This is a genomic window from Mycobacterium sp. NGS45 (assembly GCF_059812645.1).
On record NZ_JCALDB010000001.1, the window covers coordinates 65,587 to 84,717 of the forward strand.

At 66.7% G+C, this 19,131-nt stretch carries 20 protein-coding genes and 1 tRNA gene; 10 read left to right on the top strand and 11 right to left on the bottom strand.

What is annotated here, in order from left to right; all coding sequences use genetic code 11:
* Window positions 1-50: 50 nt before the first annotated feature.
* Window positions 51-872 (top strand): SDR family oxidoreductase, encoded by an 822-nt coding sequence (locus AC5Y3P_RS00275; RefSeq protein WP_500043890.1) that lies wholly within the window; start codon window positions 51-53, stop codon window positions 870-872.
* Window positions 873-890: 18 nt separating this feature from the next.
* Here the strand turns inward: AC5Y3P_RS00275 and AC5Y3P_RS00280 are convergent, their stop codons facing one another.
* The 3 genes from AC5Y3P_RS00280 to AC5Y3P_RS00290 form a co-directional block, all read right to left on the bottom strand.
* Window positions 891-1,730, bottom strand: coding sequence for an SDR family oxidoreductase (locus AC5Y3P_RS00280; protein ID WP_500043891.1), 840 nt, complete (start codon window positions 1,728-1,730; stop codon window positions 891-893).
* 126 nt (window positions 1,731-1,856) lie between these two features.
* A tRNA-Thr gene (locus tag AC5Y3P_RS00285) sits at window positions 1,857-1,931 on the bottom strand.
* Window positions 1,932-1,980: 49 nt separating this feature from the next.
* Window positions 1,981-2,757: a hypothetical protein gene (locus AC5Y3P_RS00290; RefSeq protein WP_500043892.1), complete on the bottom strand. Its 777-nt coding sequence runs from the start codon at window positions 2,755-2,757 to the stop codon at window positions 1,981-1,983.
* Window positions 2,758-2,866: 109 nt separating this feature from the next.
* Here AC5Y3P_RS00290 and AC5Y3P_RS00295 point away from each other — a divergent pair, with 109 nt between their 5' ends.
* Complete coding sequence (locus AC5Y3P_RS00295) at window positions 2,867-3,607, top strand: response regulator transcription factor (protein WP_500043893.1); 741 nt, start codon at window positions 2,867-2,869, stop codon at window positions 3,605-3,607.
* 24 nt (window positions 3,608-3,631) lie between these two features.
* Window positions 3,632-5,068 (top strand): sensor histidine kinase, encoded by a 1,437-nt coding sequence (locus tag AC5Y3P_RS00300; protein ID WP_500043894.1) that lies wholly within the window; start codon window positions 3,632-3,634, stop codon window positions 5,066-5,068.
* Window positions 5,069-5,080: 12 nt separating this feature from the next.
* On the opposite strand, the gene AC5Y3P_RS00305 is transcribed toward AC5Y3P_RS00300, so the two are convergent.
* From AC5Y3P_RS00305 to AC5Y3P_RS00340, 8 genes are all read right to left on the bottom strand, one after another.
* Window positions 5,081-5,485 (bottom strand): HIT family protein, encoded by a 405-nt coding sequence (locus AC5Y3P_RS00305; protein WP_500043895.1) that lies wholly within the window; start codon window positions 5,483-5,485, stop codon window positions 5,081-5,083.
* Window positions 5,486-5,589: 104 nt separating this feature from the next.
* Complete coding sequence (locus AC5Y3P_RS00310; protein WP_500043896.1) at window positions 5,590-6,720, bottom strand: NDMA-dependent alcohol dehydrogenase; 1,131 nt, start codon at window positions 6,718-6,720, stop codon at window positions 5,590-5,592.
* Between the two features lie 216 nt (window positions 6,721-6,936).
* Complete coding sequence (locus tag AC5Y3P_RS00315) at window positions 6,937-7,476, bottom strand: nuclear transport factor 2 family protein (protein ID WP_500043897.1); 540 nt, start codon at window positions 7,474-7,476, stop codon at window positions 6,937-6,939.
* A gap of 4 nt (window positions 7,477-7,480) precedes the next feature.
* Window positions 7,481-7,693 (bottom strand): ferredoxin Fdx, encoded by a 213-nt coding sequence (fdx, locus tag AC5Y3P_RS00320; RefSeq protein ID WP_500043898.1) that lies wholly within the window; start codon window positions 7,691-7,693, stop codon window positions 7,481-7,483.
* A gap of 4 nt (window positions 7,694-7,697) precedes the next feature.
* The gene (gene cyp51, locus AC5Y3P_RS00325; protein WP_500043899.1) at window positions 7,698-9,062 is read right to left on the bottom strand and encodes a lanosterol 14-alpha demethylase; all 1,365 of its coding nucleotides are present in this window, start codon (window positions 9,060-9,062) and stop codon (window positions 7,698-7,700) included.
* A gap of 7 nt (window positions 9,063-9,069) precedes the next feature.
* On the bottom strand, window positions 9,070-9,879 hold the full coding sequence (locus tag AC5Y3P_RS00330) for an SDR family oxidoreductase (protein WP_500043900.1): 810 nt from the start codon (window positions 9,877-9,879) through the stop codon (window positions 9,070-9,072).
* 23 nt (window positions 9,880-9,902) lie between these two features.
* Complete coding sequence (locus AC5Y3P_RS00335; protein WP_500043901.1) at window positions 9,903-11,105, bottom strand: cytochrome P450; 1,203 nt, start codon at window positions 11,103-11,105, stop codon at window positions 9,903-9,905.
* The gene (locus tag AC5Y3P_RS00340) at window positions 11,102-11,728 is read right to left on the bottom strand and encodes a TetR/AcrR family transcriptional regulator (RefSeq protein WP_500043902.1); all 627 of its coding nucleotides are present in this window, start codon (window positions 11,726-11,728) and stop codon (window positions 11,102-11,104) included. Before AC5Y3P_RS00340 ends, AC5Y3P_RS00335 begins: the two co-directional genes overlap by 4 nt.
* Before the next feature lie 186 nt (window positions 11,729-11,914).
* On the opposite strand from AC5Y3P_RS00340, the gene AC5Y3P_RS00345 reads away from it, so the two are divergent.
* The 7 genes from AC5Y3P_RS00345 to AC5Y3P_RS00375 all read left to right on the top strand — a co-directional run bounded on the left by AC5Y3P_RS00345 (window position 11,915) and on the right by AC5Y3P_RS00375 (window position 19,004).
* A complete protein-coding gene (locus AC5Y3P_RS00345; protein ID WP_500043903.1) occupies window positions 11,915-13,384 on the top strand; it encodes an aldehyde dehydrogenase in 1,470 nt (489 codons plus the stop codon).
* A gap of 68 nt (window positions 13,385-13,452) precedes the next feature.
* Complete coding sequence (locus AC5Y3P_RS00350; protein WP_500043904.1) at window positions 13,453-14,205, top strand: SDR family oxidoreductase; 753 nt, start codon at window positions 13,453-13,455, stop codon at window positions 14,203-14,205.
* A 45-nt stretch (window positions 14,206-14,250) separates the two neighbouring features.
* On the top strand, window positions 14,251-15,117 hold the full coding sequence (locus AC5Y3P_RS00355) for an NAD(P)-dependent oxidoreductase (RefSeq protein ID WP_500043905.1): 867 nt from the start codon (window positions 14,251-14,253) through the stop codon (window positions 15,115-15,117).
* On the top strand, window positions 15,117-15,560 hold the full coding sequence (locus tag AC5Y3P_RS00360; RefSeq protein ID WP_500043906.1) for a carboxymuconolactone decarboxylase family protein: 444 nt from the start codon (window positions 15,117-15,119) through the stop codon (window positions 15,558-15,560). The genes AC5Y3P_RS00355 and AC5Y3P_RS00360 overlap by 1 nt, the downstream gene beginning before the upstream one ends.
* Before the next feature lie 110 nt (window positions 15,561-15,670).
* Window positions 15,671-16,939: a phosphoribosylamine--glycine ligase gene (gene purD, locus AC5Y3P_RS00365; protein ID WP_500043907.1), complete on the top strand. Its 1,269-nt coding sequence runs from the start codon at window positions 15,671-15,673 to the stop codon at window positions 16,937-16,939.
* Window positions 16,940-17,079: 140 nt separating this feature from the next.
* Window positions 17,080-17,916, top strand: a complete 837-nt coding sequence (locus tag AC5Y3P_RS00370) for an SDR family NAD(P)-dependent oxidoreductase (RefSeq protein WP_500043908.1) — start codon at window positions 17,080-17,082, stop codon at window positions 17,914-17,916.
* The gene (locus AC5Y3P_RS00375; RefSeq protein WP_500043909.1) at window positions 17,913-19,004 is read left to right on the top strand and encodes a phosphotransferase family protein; all 1,092 of its coding nucleotides are present in this window, start codon (window positions 17,913-17,915) and stop codon (window positions 19,002-19,004) included. Before AC5Y3P_RS00370 ends, AC5Y3P_RS00375 begins: the two co-directional genes overlap by 4 nt.
* Window positions 19,005-19,131: the final 127 nt, after the last annotated feature.

Here is a 19,131-nt window from a genome sequence, read left to right on the forward strand (position 1 = left end):
TAGCCTGACCGGGTAACTAGAACCTGTTTCAGTTCGCTAGGAGGTATGGCGTGCAGCTGTCGTTCGACGATCGGGTCTACCTGGTCACTGGTGGCGGCAGCGGAATCGGCCGGGGCGTGGCGCTGGCTCTCGCGGCTGTCGGTGCGCACGTGCTGATCGTCGGCCGCACCGCCGACCGACTGGCCACTACCGCAGCCGATAACACCGGTCCCGGTGAGATTCGTTCGCTGGCAACCGATGTCACCGACGAGGACCAGGTCGCGGCAGCGGTCGAGGCGGCTGCCGCCTGGCGGGGCCGGTTGTCCGGGGTGGTGCACAGCGCCGGTGGCAGCCACACCATCGGTCCGATCACCCAGATCGACTCCGAATTGTGGCGCAGCACGGTGGATCTGAACGTCAACGGCTCGATGTACGTGCTCAAACACGCCGCGCGCGAGATGGTGCGCAAAGGCGGCGGATCATTCGTCGGGATCTCCTCGATCGCGGCCAGCAATACCCACCGCTGGTTCGGCGCCTACGGGCCGGCCAAATCCGGGCTGGAAGCGCTGCTGCTGATGGCGGCCGATGAACTGGGCCCGTCATCGGTGCGGGTCAACGGGATTCGGCCCGGCCTGACCCGCACCGACATGGTGGAGCCGATCTTCGCCGTACCCGAGGTCGTCGAGGACTACCGGGCCTGCACGCCGCTGCCGCGGGTCGGAGAAGTGTCCGACATCGCGAACCTGGCGCTGTTCCTGCTTTCCGATGCCGCCGATTTCATCACCGGGCAGCTGATCAACGTCGACGGTGGACATTGCCTGCGGCGCGGCCCGGACATGTCGGCCATGCTCGGGCCGGTGTTCGGTGCCGACGGGTTGCGCGGCGTGGTCTGAGCTGAACCGGTTGCCGGACTACAGAATTGGTCGGCCACCGGTGACGGCCAGCCGCGCCGCCGTGATGTAGCTGGCTTCATCGGAGGCCAACATGACGTAGGCCGGCGCCAACTCAGCCGGCTGCCCGGCGCGACCCAACGGGGTGTCCGCGCCGAAGTTCTTCACCTTCTCGTCGGGCATGGTGGACGGGATCAGCGGTGTCCAGATCGGGCCCGGCGCCACACTGTTGACTCGAATTCCCTTGTCGCCCAGCAGCTGTGCCAAACTGGCCGAGAAGTTGGCGATCGCTGCCTTGGTGGCTGCGTAGGGCGCCAACGTGGGTGAGGGCATGTCCGAGTTCACCGAGGAACTACCGATGATCGACGCACCCGGCGCCAAATGCGGCAACGCAGCCTTGACCAGATAGAAGTAGTCACCGACGTTGAGCCGGAAGGTGTAATCGAACTCCTCGTCGCTGATTTCGGTGAGGTCGTCGTGGGTCATCTGATAGGCCGCGTTGGAGACCAGGATGTCGATGCCACCGAGTTCGGCCACCGCGCGGTCCACCACGGCGCGGCAGTGCGCGGGATCGGACAGATCGCCGCTGACCAGCACACAGGTGCGGCCGGCTTCGCGGACCCAGTTGGCGACTTCTTCGGCGTCGCTGTGCTCGTCCAGGTAGGAGATCAGCACATCGGCGCCCTCCCGCGCGTAGGCGATCGCCACCGCGCGGCCGATCCCGCTGTCCCCGCCGGTGATGATGGCGCGCTTGCCGTCCAGCCGACCGGAGCCGACGTAGCTGTACTCACCGCAGTCCGGTACCGGATCCATCTTGGACTGCAGACCCGGCGGCTCCTGGTGCTGGACGGGGAAACCCATGATCGACTCCTCGTTTTGGGGGGTGCGGCATGGGTCGGATAGCCGTAAAGCTGCGCGACGAAACGCTGTCGGCTCGCCGATGACGGTGAGCAGCTACTGACCGGCACCGAGGAAGATCGGTGTGCGTGGAGCCTCCTATCGGGATTGAACCGATGACATTCCGCTTACAAGGCGAACGCTCTACCACTGAGCTAAGGAGGCAGGTGGTCGGCACCGCAGACGCGACGGGACCGACGGTCAGGATATCTGGTCAGTCCTCGACGTCGATAATCCGCTGCGATGTCACCGGCCGCGGGTTGGGCCGACGGGGCCGGACCCGGCCCGGCAGCGGGATCCGGTCGGCGATGTTGGACAGCGGGTTGACCACCTGACTCAACGAGATCACCGCCTCGCGCAGGGTGTCGATCGTCGGCGCCAGAGCCTCCAGCCCGGGTGCGAGCCGGTTCAGGGTGTCGGCGACGTCGGCGAGCTGCTCGAGCGGACCATTTCGGGCGGTCAACGTCTCCACCACACCGCCGGGCGCCAGCAGCCGGTCGGCGACGCCGTCGTCGGCCAGCAGCCGTTCCAGCACCCCGTCCTCGGCGAGCAGCCGGTCGATGAGTCCGTCCTCGTCGAGCAACTGATCGACCAGCCCGCCGGGCGCCAATGCGCGTTCCAGCCCGCCGCCCTCGGCGGTGAGCTTGTCCAACAGCCCGTTCGGGGCGGTGAGTCGGTCCAGGATTCCGTCCGGCCGCATCAGCCGGTCGATCGGGCCGCCGGGCGCCAGCGCGCGGCTCAGCGGCGCGTTCTCGTCGAGCAAATCATCGGCCAGCTTGGCGAACCGGTTCGCCCGGGCGACGGTGTCATCGAGGCGCAGCAACTGCACCACCGGATTCCCACCGCCGCTGTCCTCGGAGTCGGCACCGTCGAATGCGCGTTTGACCAGGCCCAAGCCGGTGCCGGCGAGGTCGAGGCCGGCCTCGGTGGCGGCCAGGCCGATCCGAACCGGCGCGGTGGCCAGACCGCTGATGGCTTTCCCGAGGTCCATGAGCGCCAGTGTAGGTGCGCTGCTGCGAAGCGAGCCGGTAACCGCGGCAACCGACGATCCGGATCTCTTAGCAAGTGCACAGCGACCTGCCAGGATGGGTGTCAACCAGATGGAGGACATTGGAAGGATGCCGGCCGTAGCACGTACCGAGAACCAGCCCGAAGCCCGCGTCCTGGTGGTGGACGACGAGGCCAACATCGTGGAGTTGTTGTCGGTCAGCCTGAAGTTCCAAGGGTTCGAGGTCTACACCGCGAGCAACGGCGCCGCGGCGCTGAACACCGCGCGTGAAATCAAACCCGACGCGGTGATCCTCGACGTGATGATGCCCGGCATGGACGGCTTCGGTTTGTTGCGTCGCCTGCGCGACGACGGCATCGACGCGCCCGCGCTGTTCCTCACCGCCCGGGACAGTTTGCAGGACAAGCTCACCGGGCTGACCCTGGGCGGCGACGACTACGTGACCAAACCGTTCAGCTTGGAGGAAGTGGTCGCCCGGCTGCGGGTGATCCTGCGCCGCACCGGGCGCGACGCCGAGAAGCAGCCGCAGACTTCGCGATTGACGTTCGCCGACATCGAGCTCGACGAGGACACCCACGAGGTGTGGAAGGCCGGTAAGCCGGTGTCGTTGTCGCCCACCGAGTTCACGCTGCTGCGGTACTTCATGATCAACGCCGGCACGGTGCTGAGCAAGCCCAAGATCCTCGACCACGTCTGGCGGTACGACTTCGGCGGCGACGTGAACGTGGTGGAGTCCTACGTGTCCTATCTGCGGCGCAAGATCGACACCGGGGAGAAGCGGCTGCTGCACACGTTGCGCGGTGTCGGTTACGTACTTCGTGAGCCGCAGTAACCGTCGGCATCGCAGAATGACGGGATGACCGAGCACGTCCGGCGCGGCGTCCCACTGCGCGTGAGTTTGGTGGCCGCCACCCTGGTTCTGGTGACCCTGGGTCTGCTGGCCTCCGGGGTGGCCGTCACCTCGATCATGCGCCACGACCTGATCAGCCGGGTCGACGAGAGCCTGATGGCCGCATCCAGGGGTTGGGCGCAGGCGCCACGCGGGGTACCGGTGCAGAGCAACGAAGGCCCCAATCCGGTACGGCCACCGTCGAACTTCTACGTGCGCGGCATCACCGAGGACGGTGTGACGTGGATGGCGATCAACGACCGGGAGTCCGAGCCCGCCCTGCCGGAGAACAACGACGTCGGGCCCACACCGGTCACGGTCGACTCGGTGGACGGTTCGGTGCGCTGGCGGGCGGTGTCGCTGCGCGCCGACGGCGGTGAGATCACCACGGTCGCGATCGACCTCACCGATGTGCGCGCGACTGTGCGCTCACTGGTCTACGCGCAGCTCGGTATCGGCGGTGCAGTCCTGGTGGTTCTCGGGATCGCGGCCTACATCATGGTGCACCGCAGCCTGCGACCGTTGGCCGAGGTGGAGAGCACCGCGGCGGCCATCGCAGCTGGTCAGCTGGACAGCCGTGTGCCACAACGGGATCCGAACACCGAAGTGGGTCGGCTGTCGCATGCGCTGAACGGCATGCTGGCGCAGATCCAGCGCGCGGTGGCGTCCTCGGAAGCATCCGCCGAGCAGGCCCGCACCTCCGAGGAACGGATGCGTCGCTTCATCACCGACGCCAGTCATGAATTGCGGACCCCGCTGACCACGATCCGGGGTTTCGCCGAACTGTATCGGCAGGGCGCCGCACGTGATGTCGAGATGCTGATGTCGCGCATCGAGAGCGAATCCAGCCGGATGGGTCTGCTGGTCGAGGACCTGCTGCTGTTGGCCCGCCTGGATGCTCAGCGACCACTCGATCGATACCGGGTGGATCTGCTGGCGCTGGCGACCGACGCGGTACGCGACGCGCAGGCGATCGAACGGCACCGCGACGTCAAGCTGGAGGTGTTCGAGGGTCCCGGTGTGCCCGAGGTGCTCGGCGATGAACCCAGGCTGCGGCAGGTGCTGGGCAATCTGCTGGTCAATGCGCTGCAACACACCCCGCAATCCGCCCGCGTCACGGTGCGAGTGGGCACCGAAGGCGCCGACGCCGTCGTCGAGGTGGCCGACGAAGGCCCCGGCATGAACCAGGCCGACGCCGAGCGGGTGTTCCAACGCTTCTATCGTGCCGATACCTCGCGCGCCCGGTCCAGCGGCGGCACCGGGCTGGGGCTGTCGATCGTGGATTCACTGGTCAGTGCGCACGGCGGCGGTGTCACGTTGGACACCGAACCCGGAAAGGGGTGCCGTTTCACGGTGCGGTTGCCGCGCACCGACGACGACGCCGAGCAGGACGCGGTGTCCTGAACTCCGCTCCGCTCAGCTCAGTTCGGCCAGGGCCGCCTTGATCTTGGCTTGGGCTTCGTCCAGCGATTCCGGTGACGGGTTGCGGTCGACGTTCGCGAAGCCGAAGTCGGACAGGTTGCGGGCCGGGAAGACGTGCACGTGCAGGTGCGGTACCTCGAGCCCGGCGATGATCACGCCGGCGCGTTCGGTGTGGAACGCTTTGCACACGGCCTTGCCGATCCGCTGGGAAACCCCCATCACCTGAGCGAAGACCGCAGGGTCGAGATCCTGCCAGTTGTCCAGTTCGGCGCGCGGCACCACCAGCGTGTGACCCTGCGTCATGGGTTCGATGGTGAGGAATCCGACGACGTCGTCGCCCTCGTAGACGAACCTGCCCGGCAGTTCCCGGTTGATGATCTTGGTGAAGACGGTGGCCATGGCTTGAGCATAGGCTCAGCTGCACCGAATGAGACTGCGCCCAGGGCTGTTGCTTCCGATTCGGAACAACCCTGGACGCAGTCGCGACTCGTCGAATGGAGTGCTTACCGGTCGGCGTCGGTGTAGCGGATCACGCCACGGATGTTGCGGCCTTCCAGCATGTCCTGGTAGCCCTCGTTGATCTGCTCCAGCTTGTACTGGCGAGTGACCATGTCATCGAGGTTGAGCCGGCCCGCCTTGTACATCGACAGCAGCGACGGGATGTCGTGATGCGGGTTGCCGCCGCCAAAGATGGTGCCCTGCAGGTTCTTCTGCAGCAGCGTGAGCATCGACAGGTTCAGCTTGACGTCGGTCTCGGCCATGTTCGCCACCGCGGTCACCACGGCGGTGCCGCCCTTTGAGGTGATGTTGAGGTAGTGGTCGATGTCCTCGCCCTTGAGCTCGCCGACGGTGATGATGGTCTTGGCGGCCATCCGGCCTTCGGTCGCCTCGGCCACACCTGCCATCGCGCTGAAGATGTCGGGGTAGGCGTGCGTGGCACCGAATTTCAGTGCCTGCTCGCGCTTCCACTCCACCGGGTCGACGACGAAGATGTTGCGGGCACCGGCGTTGGCCGCGCCCTGCAGCGCGCCGGTACCGACACCGCCGACACCGACGATCACGACGTCGTCGCCGGGACGCACGTCGGCGCTGCGCACCGCCGAGCCGTAGCCGGTGGTGACGCCGCAGCCCACCAGGCAGGCGACCTCGAACGGGATGGATGGATCGATCTTCACCACCGAACTCTTGTGCACCACCATGTACGGGCTGAAGGTGCCCAGCAGCGTCATCGGGATGACCGGGGTGCCGTCGGCGGCGTGCACCCGGTGGGTGCCGTCGGACACCGCGACACCGGCCAGCAGGCCCGCACCCAGGTCGCACAGGTTGCGCAGGCCGGCCTGACAGGACGGACATTCGCCGCAGGACGGGATGAACGACAAGACGACGTGATCACCGGGTTTGATGTGTTCGACGCCCGGTCCCACCTCGGTCACCACGCCGGCACCCTCGTGGCCGCCGAGCACCGGGAAACCGGCCATCGGGATGTCGCCGGTGACCAGGTGGTGGTCGGAGTGGCACATGCCCGAGGCTTCCATCTGGATCTTGACCTCGTCCTTGACGGGGTCGCCGATCTCGATCTCCTCGATGGACCACGGCTGGTTGAATTCCCAGATCAGGGCACCTTTGGTCTTCATCTGCACCTGCTTTCACGTAGAGCTTGTTGTGATCAGACTAGAGCCTCTAGTTGTGTACGTCACAGGCCCCCCAAACAACCGCTTGGCCGGGAAGCCGTCGCGAGGCGTTGACCAGCTCAGATCGATCTGGTGCGGTGCCCGCAGCAGCCCGGTTGGCCGGGTGCACCGGCCGATTGGACTCGGTTCACCATAGTGGGGTCAGCAGCCCCGGACGGTTCACCACAGCGGCACCGGACCCTGCCCCAGCGGGTAGTAGCCGGGCAGTTTCTCGCCGGACAGCGCCCGCTCGATGCGCTTCTGCATGGTGGGGGTGAGGTCGCCGGATTCGATCAACTTCATGTACGCCTTCTGCACGTGGCCGAAGTCGAAGAAGTCGCGCTGCCACTCGATCAACAGATCGTCGTTGAGCCGGAACCAGCTGCCGCCGATGCCGTAGATCTCGTCGCGGCTGCCGTCGCTCTTGTTGGCGATCTGCTTCCAGAACCCGACGATCTCGTTCTGCTTCTCGTCGATGATCGTCTTCTGGTACTCATAGACCCAGTTCTCCAGGCCCTCCATCTCCAGACCCAGTGCGACGTCGCGGATCTCGTCGCGACCCACGCACATCACGTCTTCCTTGGGCCCGATGTTCCAGCCGTAGGTGGCGTCCTCGGTGAAGAACTCCGCCAACGGCTTCCAGTCGCCGGCTGCCTCGGCATCCTGGTTGGCCTTCAGCCAACGCTCGACCCAGTCTTCCAGTTGTGCACGTGAGGCCATGGGCTCAACCCTTCTCGTTCTCTGTGATTGACAGTGCTCGGGTGGGACACATCTCGATTGCCATTTCCACTGCATCGCGCAGCTCGTCGGGCGGTTCGGGGTCGAGGATCTCGACGACGCCGCGCTTGGGCACCTTGAAGACCTCGGGGGCTTCCAGCTCACACATCGCATGCCCCTGGCACAGGTCATCGTCGAGTTCTATCCGGTAGCAACCCACGGGACTACCCCCTGGTTCGCCTGCGATAGCGGACCTTGGCCGGTCTGGCCAGCTGCACCACCATCTTGGAATGGTCGTTGCGGTAGCTGTCCGCGGGCTGCGACATCTCGAACTCGTAGTCGCGCAACAGCACTGAGAAGATCGCCTTGATCTGCATCTGCGCGAACGCCGCGCCCACGCACCGGTGCTTGCCGGCGCCGAACGGAATCCAGGTCCAGCGGTTGATCAGGTCTTCCTGCCGCGGCTTGTTGTACCGGTCGGGATCGAAGGAGTCCGGGTCCGGGAAGTCCTCCGGGATCCGGTTGGAGATGGCCGGGGAGGCGGCCACCATCTGGCCCCGATGGATCGGGTGGCCGGCCACCTCGTACTCGTCCTGGGCCACCCGCATCAAGATGATCAGCGGCGGATGCAGACGCAGGGTCTCCTTGAGTGCATTGTCCAGATTCGGGATCTGGCGCAGCGCATGGAAACTCACTTCTTGCCCGTCGGAGTAGAGCTCGTCGAGCTCGTTCTGCACCTTGGCGTAGAACTCCGGATTGCGCAGCAGTTCGATCAGCGTCCAGGACGCGGTACCGGAGCTGGTGTGGTGACCGGCGAACATCAGCGAGATGAACATGCCGGTGACCTCGTTGGCCGAGAACCTCGGGTTGCCGTCCTCGTCCTTGATCGACACCAGCACGTCGAGCAGGTCGCGATCGCTCTTGTCCTTGGGCGGGTTGGCAACTCGACCGTGCATGACCTCCTGCACCAACTCCACCAGGCTGGCCCGGGCCTCGTCGCGGATCCGGAAGCTTTCGATCGGCAGGTACGGATCGACGTAGCAGAGCGGGTCGGTGCCGCGTTCCAACAGGTGGTAGTAGTTGGCGAACCGGGAGTCGAGCTGATTGCGGAATTTCAGGCCGATCAGGCAGGCCGTCGAGGTGTAAATGGTCAGCTCGGCGAAGAACTCCAGCAGATCGATCTCACCTTCGTCGCCCCAGTCGGCAATCATCCGGTGCACTTCGTTCTCGATGGTGGCGGCGTGACCCTTCATCTGCTCACCGCGCAGCGCGGTGTTGTGCAGCATCTCGGCGCGCCGCTCCGGGTCGGCGTCGAACACCACGCCCTCACCGAAGATCGGCGTCATGAACGGATAGGCCTCGGCCTGGTTGAGTTCACTGTCGCTGGAGCGGAAGAAGAACTCGTTGGCCTCCGCGCCGGAGAGCAACACCACCTGTTTGTCGGCCAGCTGGAACCAGCCGACGTCACCGCATTCGTCGCGGACCCGCTGCATCAGACCGATCGGGTCGGTGCGGAACTCCTCGAGGTGGCCGTGTTCTGCTTCGCCACCGGAGACCCGTTGCACCTGTTCAAGTTCTGAGCTCGTCATGACCTTCTCAGCCTTCCACTTTCAGCTTCTGGCGATCCGTGACGTCGGACAGCGGCGCCTCGGGTTGAATCTCCAGTTCGGCGATGAAGCCGCCGCGGGGAGTTTCCGCGACGAAGGTGATGGCCCGGGCGAGATCGGCTGCGCGCAGGAAGTAATCGTGTCGAGCCTGACCCCATTTGGCCCAGTCCTCGAGCATCTCGCCGACCTTGTCCATCGGCGCACTCCAACCCATTGCCGTCTTGGTGGGGCCGGGATGGACGACCGATGCCCGAACTCCGGTGCCCTCGAGCTCCATCTGCAAGGTCTTGGCCATGCCCAGCAAGCCGGCCTTTGCAGCGCCGTAACCGCCCATGTGCGGACGTGGCCGCAGTGACACATCGGAGCCGACGAAGATGATATCCCCCCGACGGCGCTCGACCATGCCGGGCAGCACCGCGGCGGCCAGCCGATTGGCGCCGATCAAATGGATCTGGATCTGGTTCTCGAATTCGTCGGTGCTGATTTCGTAGAGCTGACCGAAGTGGGTGTCACCGGCGCCGGCCACCAGCAGTTCGATCTCGCCGAGCGCCTCGGTGGCCGCGTGCACGAACGACTTGACCGAATCGGCGTCGGTCACGTCCAGCGGCAGCGCAACCGCTTCGCCGCCATTGCTTGTGATCTGGTCAACCAGTTCCTGGCATTTCTCCACCCGGCGCGCGCCGAGCGCAACCGGGAAGCCATGCGCGGCCAACTCGGTGGCTGTCGCTGCGCCGATACCGGACGACGCGCCGGCGACGATCGCCGGCCTGCGGTCGGGGTGCGGTTCGAAACGGGCCATTTAGCGTGCCTCCACGGTGTCTCTCAACGTCTTTCGACGGTCATCGGTAGATGCGCGAATCCGCGCACGGAACTGGAATGCACCCGCACAGCCGCGGATTCATCCACTTCGTAGCCACGGATCCGTTTGAACCACTCGGTCAGCGCCACCCGCGCCTCCATCCGGGCCAGGTGCGCGCCCAGGCAGAAGTGCGCGCCGCTGCCGAAACTCACCAGCTTGGAACCGATGTCGCGGCCGATCCGGTACTCGTCCGGATCGTCGAAGGCGCGCTCATCGCGGTTGGCCGAGCCGGCCAGCAACAGCAGCACGTCACCTGCGGGCACCAGGGTGTCGTAGTAGGTCAGGTCTTCGACCACCAGCCGGGCCAACAGTTGGCTGGAGGTGTCATAGCGCAGTGTCTCCTCGACCCACAGCGGGATCCGGGAGTGGTCGGCGAACACCGGGGTCAGTTGGTCGGGGAACTTGAATCCCCAATACGCAGCGTTGGCAAGCAGTTTGGTGGTGGTCTCGTTGCCTGCGACGACCATCAGGAACAGGAACGCCATGATCTCGTCGTCGGTGAGCTTGTCCCCGTCGATCTCGGCGTCCACCAGCGCCGAGGTCAGATCCGCGGTGGGCTGTTTGCGGCGCTGCTTGACCATGTCGGAGTAATAGACCAGCAGTTCCCCGGAGGCCGCGATGGCCGACTCGGGAACATCGGCCACCCCATCCTCGCGGTGCATGACGCCGTCGGCCAGCGCCCGGATCCGCACCCGGTCCGGTTCGGGCACCCCCATCAGTTCGGAGATGACGTCCATCGGCAGCTTGCCGGCGAAGTCGTCGACGAAGTCGAAACTGTGCTGCTGCAGCGCAATATCGAGGTGCTGCACCGCGATCTCGGTGACCCGGCCCTCCAGTTCGCGGATGCGTCGCGGCGTGAAACCCTTCGACACCAGGGTGCGGAGCCGCAGATGCGCCGGATCGTCGAGCGCCAGGAACGACATCACCCGATGGGCTTCGTCATTGCGCGAGATCGGGTCCAGCGACACGCCGTGCCGATTCGACAACGCCACGCTGTTGCGGAAGCCCTTGACCACGTCGTCGTGCCGGGACAGCGCCCAGAACTTCAGTTCATCGTTGCGGTACAGCGGCGCTTCGTCGCGCAGCCGCCGGTAGTACGGGTAGGGATCCTGGTGGAAGTCGTAGTCGTACGGGTCCAGGATCGGCTGGTCGATCTGCACGCTCATCGGATTCCTTTGTCGCTGGGGGCGTCCGGCACACCGTCGCTCAAGATCAGCTGCACCAGGTAGCTCAATCGATCAGCGATCTGGTGGTAGCTGAACGCGCCGCTACCGGCCTGCACCAGCGCGCCGAAGAAAGTCATCTGCAGCGCGCCGGCGGTGCGCGGGTCGGCGTCGGGACCCAACGCCGAGGCGATCCGGCGATGGATCTGGGCGCCGATCCGCTCCCGCACGGTCAGCACCGCCGGATCACCGCCGGACATCAACGCCGTCGTGCAGGCCGCGGCCACCTCGGGGTAGTCGGCGACCACCAGCGCCAACTGGCGCAGCGTGGTGTCCACCCGGGTGAACCGGCTGTCGTTGACGTCGGTGAAGTACGGCACCTGCTTGACCAGATCCAGGTAGACCTCGGCGATCAGGTGATTCTTCGACGAGAAATAGGTGTAGGCGGTGGCCGGGGCGACGTTGGCGCGCTTGGCCACCGCGCGCACCGTCAGGTCTGCGTAGGACGTCTCCCGCAACATCTCCACGCCGGCGGCCAGCACCTTGCGGAAGGTCTCCTGCTGGCGCCGGTTGCGAGTGCTCTCGCCGGCGGCCTGCGTGACGTCTACCACGGCCTCACTGGACACATGTCCAAGTTAGAGGACAAACTGGGCCGGAGGCAAGGCCGGGACCGATAACAGCAGTAAAACATCGGTATTCACTGGATCGTCCGGGCTCTCGCCACGCCCCTCTTGCCCGCGGCGGCATGCTGAGGCTATCTTCAGACCACCAGTCACCGGACACATGTCCAGTACCTCGACCGTGGAGATGCAATGGCGCTACTCGCCGATCGCGACAGCCGACTACTGATCGACGGCAAGCTCGTCGCCGGGGGCGGTGGCACCTTCGAGACCGTCAACCCGGCCACCGAGGAGGTGCTCGGCACCGCGGCCGACGCCGACGCGGCCGACCTGGGCAACGCCGTCGAGGCGGCCCGCCGGGCGTTCGACGACACGGACTGGTCGACGAACACTGCGCTGCGGGTGCGCTGCCTGCGCCAACTCCGCGGTGCGCTGCGCGAGAACGTCGAGGACCTTCGGGAGTTGACGATCTCTGAAGTAGGTGCCCCGCGCATGCTCACCGCCGGGGCGCAGCTGGAAGGCCCGATCGACGATCTGGCGTTCTCGGCCGACACCGCCGAGAACTACTCGTGGCGCACCGAGCTGGGTTACGCCACCCCGCAGGGCATTCCGACCAATCGGGTCCTGGCGCGCGAAGCTGTGGGTGTTGTCGGTGCCATCACGCCGTGGAACTTCCCGCACCAGATCAACCTGGCCAAGGTCGGTCCGGCGCTGGCCGCGGGCAACACCTTGATCCTCAAGCCGGCCCCGGACACTCCGTGGGCGGCGGCGGCCGTCGGGCAGATCATCGCCGAGCAGACCGATTTCCCGCCCGGCGTGATCAACATCGTCACTTCCAGCGACCACGCGGTCGGCGCGCTGCTGTCCAAAGACCCTCGGGTGGACATGGTTTCGTTCACCGGGTCGACCGCAACCGGACGCGCGGTGATGACCGACGCCGCGGCCACCATCAAGAAGGTGTTCCTGGAACTCGGCGGTAAGTCGGCGTTCCTGGTGCTCGACGACGCCGACTTGGCCGGGGCGTGCTCGATGGCGGCGTTCACCGTCGCCATGCACGCCGGTCAGGGGTGCGCGATCACCACCCGACTGGTGGTACCCAGGGCCCGCTATGACGAGGCAGTCGAGGCCGCCGCGGCCACCCTGGCGGGCATCAAGCCCGGTGATCCCACCAGCAAGCGCACCGTATGCGGCCCGCTGATCTCCGCGCGGCAACGCGACCGGGTGCAGTCCTACCTGGATCTGGCGCTGCAGGAGGGCGGCCGATTCGCCTGCGGCGGTGGACGTCCCGCCGACCTGGACAAGGGATTCTTCATCGAGCCGACCGTGATCGCCGGTCTGGACAACGACGCCCGGGTGTCGCGCGAGGAGATCTTCGGTCCGGTGCTGACCGTGATCGCCCATGACGGCGACGACGACGCGGTGCGGATCGCCAACGATTCGCCCTACGGTCTGTCCGGCACGGTGTTCTCCGGCGACGACGCCCGCGCTCAGGCGGTGGCGGACCGGATGCGGGTGGGCACCGTCAACGTCAACGGCGGCATCTGGTACGCCGCCGACGCGCCGTTCGGCGGCTACAAGCAATCCGGTGTGGGCCGCGAGATGGGCCTGGCCGGATTCGAGGAGTACACCGAGGTCAAGGTCATCGCAACCTTGGCAACCTGACCGCGGCCCCGATTCATCCCCCGCGCTGCATCGAAAGATCAGCGCTCACACAGCATTCGAGGAGAGACATGGGACGGTTCGACAACAAGGTCGGCATCATCACCGGTGCCGGCGGCGGCATCGGACAGGCCTACGCCGAGGCGCTGGCCCGCGAAGGGGCCGCGGTGGTGATCGCCGACATCAACCTCGACGGCGCCAAGCAGGTGGCCGACGGTATCAAGGGCGAGGGCGGCACCGCGCTGGCGCTGCCGGTGGACGTCTCCGACCCGGCCTCGGCCAAGGAGATGGCCGATGCGACGCTGGCCGAATTCGGCGGTATCGACTACCTGGTGAACAACGCCGCGATCTTCGGCGGTATGAAGCTGGACTTCCTGGTCACGGTGGACCCGGAGTACTACCGCAAGTTCATGAGCGTGAACCTCGACGGGGCATTGTGGTGCACTCGCGCGGTGTACAAGAAGATGGCCAAGCGCGGCGGCGGTGCGATCGTCAACCAGTCCTCGACCGCGGCCTGGCTGTACTCGAACTTCTACGGGCTGGCCAAGACCGGGATCAACGGCCTGACCCAGCAGCTGTCCCGCGAACTGGCCGGGCAGAACATCCGGATCAACGCGATCGCGCCGGGTCCGATCGACACCGAGGCCAACCGCACCACCACGCCGAAGGAGATCGTTGACGACATCGTCAAGGGACTTCCGTTGAGCCGCATGGGAACCCCCGAGGATCTGGTCGGAATGTGCCTGTTCCTGCTGTCCGACGAGGCATCCTGGATCACCGGACAGATCTTCAACGTCGACGGCGGTCAGATCATCCGGTCCTGACCACCGCCCGTCGTCGCGGCGAGCACCGACTAGCTGAGGAGCAATGTGGGCGAACTGAAACTGGGGTACATCGGACTGGGCAACCAGGGCGCACCGATGGCCAAACGGCTGGCCGGTTGGCCGGGCGGGTTGGTGGTTTTCGACGTGCGCTCCGAGGCGATGGCGCCGTTCGCGGAACTGGGCGCCGAATTGGCCGGCAGCGTCGCCGAGGTGGCCGGCGCCGACCTGATCAGCGTGACCGTGCTCAACGACGAACAGGTGCGCACCGTGGTCGCCGAACTGGCCGAGCACGCCAAGCCCGGAACCGTCGTCGCGGTGCACTCCACGATCGCTGCCGGCACCGCAGCTGAGCTTGCCGAGCAGCTGAAACCCAAGGGGATCCACATCGTCGACGCGCCGGTCAGCGGCGGCGCCGGGGCGGCCGACAAGGGTGAGTTGGCGGTCATGGTGGGTGCCGACCGCGAGGTGTACGAGAAGCTCAAACCACCGTTCAAACTGTTCGCCTCGCTGGTGGTGCACGCCGGTGAGCCGGGCGCGGGCACCCGGATGAAGTTGGCCCGCAACATGCTGACCTTCACCAGCTATGCCGCGGCCTGTGAGGCGATGCGGCTGGCCGAGGCGGCCGGCCTGAGCCTGTCGCAACTCGGCCGGGTGGTGCGGCACAGCGACGCGCAAACCGGCGGGCCGGGCGCCATCATCGTGCGCGAGGACATGTCGGATCTGGCCCCGGATCACTGGCTGTTCGAGGCATTCACCCACACCCGCGGACTCGGCGAGAAGGATCTGAGCCTCGCGCTCGGGTTGGGCCAAGGATTGGACGTCGACCTGCCGCTGGCCGAGGTCGCGCTGCAGACCCTGGCTGCGGGTCTGGGCGTGCCTCACCAGGCAGCGACAACCACGAAGGAGTCATGATGGACGAGTTGCGCAAGGCCGGCCTCGGCAAGATGAACGAGGTCTACGGCTGGGAGATGCCCAACATCGAGGGCGACCCCTATTTCGACCTGACCGTCGACCACCTGTTCGGCAGCATCTGGACCCGGCCCGGGCTCACGATGCGTGACAAACGGCTGTTGACGCTGGCCGCCGTGACCGCGGTGGGCCGCCAGGATCTGGCCGAGATCCAGGTCAACGCCGCCCTGCTGAACGGTGAGCTCGACGAGACCGAGCTCAAGGAAACTGCGGTCTTCCTCACCCAGTACCTGGGCTTCCCGCTCGGCTCGGGCTTGAACGGCTCGGTCGACAAGGTGGTCCGCAACCGCAAGAAGGCTGCCGAGCAGGGACAGGGCGAGGACAAGAAGGCCAACGTCAACGCCGCGCTGAAGATGCACAGCGGCACCTCGCTGGACGAGCTGTAGCTACGCCTCAGCCTTGGGCGAGTGTGCACTGACCTGCATTCCACGGCGATGCAGGTGCTTGTGGCTGCACGCTCGTGCCGGGTAAAGCGCCGCCAGTAGGCTGGTGGCCCATGCGCGTCCTCGTAATCGGATCCGGTGCCCGTGAACACGCTCTGTTGCTGGCGCTCAAACGCGACCCCGCCGTGCAGAGCTTGGCCGTGGCGCCGGGCAACGCCGGCACCGAGCTGATCGCCGATCAGTACGACGTCGACGTCAGCTCGGCCGACGCGGTGGTCGGGTTGGCCCGCAAGATCGAGACCGACCTGGTGGTGATCGGCCCCGAGGTGCCCCTGGTACTCGGCGTGGCCGATGCCGTGCGCGCGGCCGGTATCGCCTGCTTCGGGCCGTCCAAGGACGCCGCCCGGATCGAGGGTTCGAAGGCTTTCGCCAAGGACGTGATGGCCGCTGCCGGGGTCCGCACCGCGAGCAGCGAGGTGGTCGACAACCCGGGTCGGCTGGACGCCGCGCTGGATCGGTTCGGGCCGCCGGCGGGCCAAGCCGCCTGGGTGGTCAAGGACGACGGGCTGGCCGCCGGCAAGGGCGTGGTGGTCACCGCCGACCGCGACGTGGCCCGCGCGCACGCCGCCAGTCTGCTCGACGACGGTCACCCGGTGCTGCTGGAGTCCTTCCTGGATGGCCCCGAGGTGTCGCTGTTCTGCGTGGTCGACGGCGAAACCGTGGTGCCGCTGCTGCCGGCCCAGGACTTCAAACGGGTCGGCAATGGCGATACCGGACCCAACACCGGCGGTATGGGTGCCTACGCGCCGCTGCCCTGGCTGCCCGCCGAGGTGCTCACGGCCATCGTCGACGATGTCGTCAAACCCGTTGCTGCCGAACTGGTTCGACGTGGGAGCAGCTTCTCCGGGCTGCTCTACGCCGGTCTGGTGATCACTTCGACCGGCCCGGCCGTGGTGGAATTCAACTGCCGTTTCGGTGACCCGGAGACCCAGTCGGTGCTGGCGCTGCTGGAGTCTCCGCTGGGCGAGTTGCTGCACGCGGCCGCCACCGGAACCCTGGCCGATGCGGCGGCACCGCGCTGGCAGCCCGGTTCGGCGGTCACCGTGGTGGTCGCGGCCGAGAACTACCCGGGCCGGCCGCGGACCGGTGACGTGATCACCGGATCGGAGGCCGCCGGCGTGCTGCACGCCGGCACTGCCCGGCGCCCCGACGGGGCCATCGTCTCCTCCGGTGGTCGGGTGCTCGCGGTGGTGGGGACCGGTGCCGATCTGGCCGCCGCGCGCGCTGATGCGTACGCCAGGGTGGAGTCGGTTCACTTGCCGGGCAGTCATTTTCGTTCCGACATTGCACTGGCCGCCGAGCGCGGCGACATCTCGGTCTGAGTCCGAACGGGCCCTGCCGCGGCCCGACCGGATCCGGGCGGGCCGGTAGTTTTCGGGTCTTCCCAACACGGTAGCCGTGGTTTACGGTTGAGCGGTTGATTGTAATGACCGGCCCGGCGGGGCCGGGCTAGGAGCCGCTCGTGTCCTACGCATTCGCCGGCAAGCAGGCCCTCGTGACCGGCGCCGGTTCGGGTATCGGTGCGGCCCTGTGCCGAGCGCTGGCACAGCGCGGTGCGCACGTCTTGTGCACCGACATCGACGCTGCCGCCGCGGCGGCCACCGCAGACGCGTTGGGCGCACCGGCGCGGTCAGCTCAACTCGACGTCACCGACGCCGCAGCCGTGCAGGCCGCCGTCGACGACGTCGTCGACCGCGCCGGCGCGCTCGATCTGATGTTCAACAACGCCGGGATCACCTGGGCCGCCGATACCGAGGTGCTCACCCTCGAACACTGGAACTCGATCATCGACGTCAACATTCGCGGCGTGGTGCACGGCGTGGCCGCGGCCTACCCGCAGATGATCCGGCAGGGCGGCGGGTTCATCGTCAACACCGCGTCGATGGCCGGTCTGGCGGCAGCCGGGCAGATCACCAGTTACGTGATGACCAAGCACGCCGTCGTGGGCTTGTCGCTGGCGCTGCGGTCCGAAGCGGCCGGGCACGGGGTTGGGGTGCTGGCGATTTGCCCGGCCGCGGTCGAAACACCGATCTTGGACAAGGGCCTGATCACCGGCATCAACGGCCGGGACTTCTACCGAATGGGTCAGCGCAGCAAGGGTTTCTACGATCCGGACCGACTGGCTCGGGACACCCTGCGGGCGATCGAACGCAACCGGGCGTTGTTGGTGGTGCCCGGAACGGCTCGCGCCGGTTGGCTGCTGGCCCGGCTGGCTCCGGGACTCATGCAGCGGATGTCGATCCGTTTCGTGGCCCGGCAACGTGCGCTGCAGAGTGCAGCCAAGGGAGGACTGTCATGACCGTTCCGGTGTCGATTCCCCGCTACCCCGACGACGTCACGGCCGGCTGGCTGACCTCGGTGCTGGGTGCCGCCGGCGAGGGCGTCGACGTCGACGCCGTCGAGGTGACCGCGGTGGGTACCGGACAGACCGGCGCCACCTACCGGGTCGCGGTGACCTACCGGCGCAACCCCACCGACCTGCCGGGGACCTTCATCATCAAGCTGCCCGCCACCGACGACGCTGTGCGGGAACGCGTGGCGCTGGGCTACCGCAGTGAATGCGCCTTCTACGCGCAGGTGGCCGACCGGGTCGCGGTGCCGATCCCACGCTGCTTTCACTGCGAAATCTCCGAGGACGGCGCCGATTACGCGTTGCTGCTGGCCGACCAGGCGCCCGCCGTGCAGGGCGATCAGATCGCCGGGTGCGGGGAGACCGAAGCGCGTCTGGCAGCCGCCGCGATCGCCGGACTGCACGGACCCACCTGGGGTCAGTCGGAGTGGCTGACCTTCCCCGGCTTGGCCATGACCCTGACCGACGAGGCCGGCAAGCGCGGGCTCGGGGACATCGCGGCCATGAGCGCGGGCATCACGATCGAGAAGTTGGGCGAGCACCTCGGTGCCGCCGATCGGGACACCTTCGTCGAAGCCATGGACCTGGTTGCGCCCTGGCTGATCAACGACTTCGACCGGTTCAGCCTGATCCACGGCGACTATCGCCTGGACAACTTGTTGTTCGACCCGGAAGGCGAACGGGTGTCGGTGGTCGACTGGCAGACCCTCGGCGTCGGGATGCCCAGTCGCGACCTGTCCTACTTCGCGGCCACCAGCCTGGATCCGGAGCTGCGCCGGGCCATCGAGAAAGACCTGGTGGCCGACTACCACAATGCGCTGCTGGATCAGGGTGTGCGCGACTACGATCTGGAAACCTGTTGGCGGGATTACCGATACGGCATGCTGCAGGCCCCGCTGATCACCGGCCTGGGTACCGCTTTCGCGGTGGGCACCGACCGTGGTGACGACATGATGGTCACCATGTTGCGCCGCGGCTGCCAAGCCATCCGCGATCTGGAAACGCTCGAGCTGATCCGCAGCACCGCCGGGGTCTAGGGGCCGGTTTGCGGCCGTGGCCGCGTCCTAAACCGCAGAGCCTGCGCTTTGATCCGCTTCCGACGGCGTGTTGCGTATGAAACTGCAGAATCCGCGGGGGTGGGGGGCGTAGGGCTGACGAAACTGC

Bases quoted from the DNA above. Each gene is read 5' to 3' on its own strand.
- AC5Y3P_RS00280 (WP_500043891.1), bottom strand. From the start codon at position 1,730: ATGGGTTTCCCCGTCCAGCACCAGGAGCCGCCGGGTCTGCAGTCCAAG.
- AC5Y3P_RS00290 (WP_500043892.1), bottom strand. From the start codon at position 2,757: ATGGACCTCGGGAAAGCCATCAGCGGTCTGGCCACCGCGCCGGTTCGG.
- AC5Y3P_RS00295 (WP_500043893.1), top strand. From the start codon at position 2,867: ATGGAGGACATTGGAAGGATGCCGGCCGTAGCACGTACCGAGAACCAG.
- AC5Y3P_RS00300 (WP_500043894.1), top strand. From the start codon at position 3,632: ATGACCGAGCACGTCCGGCGCGGCGTCCCACTGCGCGTGAGTTTGGTG.
- AC5Y3P_RS00305 (WP_500043895.1), bottom strand. From the start codon at position 5,485: ATGGCCACCGTCTTCACCAAGATCATCAACCGGGAACTGCCGGGCAGG.
- AC5Y3P_RS00310 (WP_500043896.1), bottom strand. From the start codon at position 6,720: ATGAAGACCAAAGGTGCCCTGATCTGGGAATTCAACCAGCCGTGGTCC.
- AC5Y3P_RS00315 (WP_500043897.1), bottom strand. From the start codon at position 7,476: ATGGCCTCACGTGCACAACTGGAAGACTGGGTCGAGCGTTGGCTGAAG.
- cyp51 (WP_500043899.1), bottom strand. From the start codon at position 9,062: ATGACGAGCTCAGAACTTGAACAGGTGCAACGGGTCTCCGGTGGCGAA.
- AC5Y3P_RS00330 (WP_500043900.1), bottom strand. From the start codon at position 9,879: ATGGCCCGTTTCGAACCGCACCCCGACCGCAGGCCGGCGATCGTCGCC.
- AC5Y3P_RS00335 (WP_500043901.1), bottom strand. From the start codon at position 11,105: ATGAGCGTGCAGATCGACCAGCCGATCCTGGACCCGTACGACTACGAC.
- AC5Y3P_RS00345 (WP_500043903.1), top strand. From the start codon at position 11,915: ATGGCGCTACTCGCCGATCGCGACAGCCGACTACTGATCGACGGCAAG.
- AC5Y3P_RS00350 (WP_500043904.1), top strand. From the start codon at position 13,453: ATGGGACGGTTCGACAACAAGGTCGGCATCATCACCGGTGCCGGCGGC.
- AC5Y3P_RS00360 (WP_500043906.1), top strand. From the start codon at position 15,117: ATGGACGAGTTGCGCAAGGCCGGCCTCGGCAAGATGAACGAGGTCTAC.
- purD (WP_500043907.1), top strand. From the start codon at position 15,671: ATGCGCGTCCTCGTAATCGGATCCGGTGCCCGTGAACACGCTCTGTTG.
- AC5Y3P_RS00375 (WP_500043909.1), top strand. From the start codon at position 17,913: ATGACCGTTCCGGTGTCGATTCCCCGCTACCCCGACGACGTCACGGCC.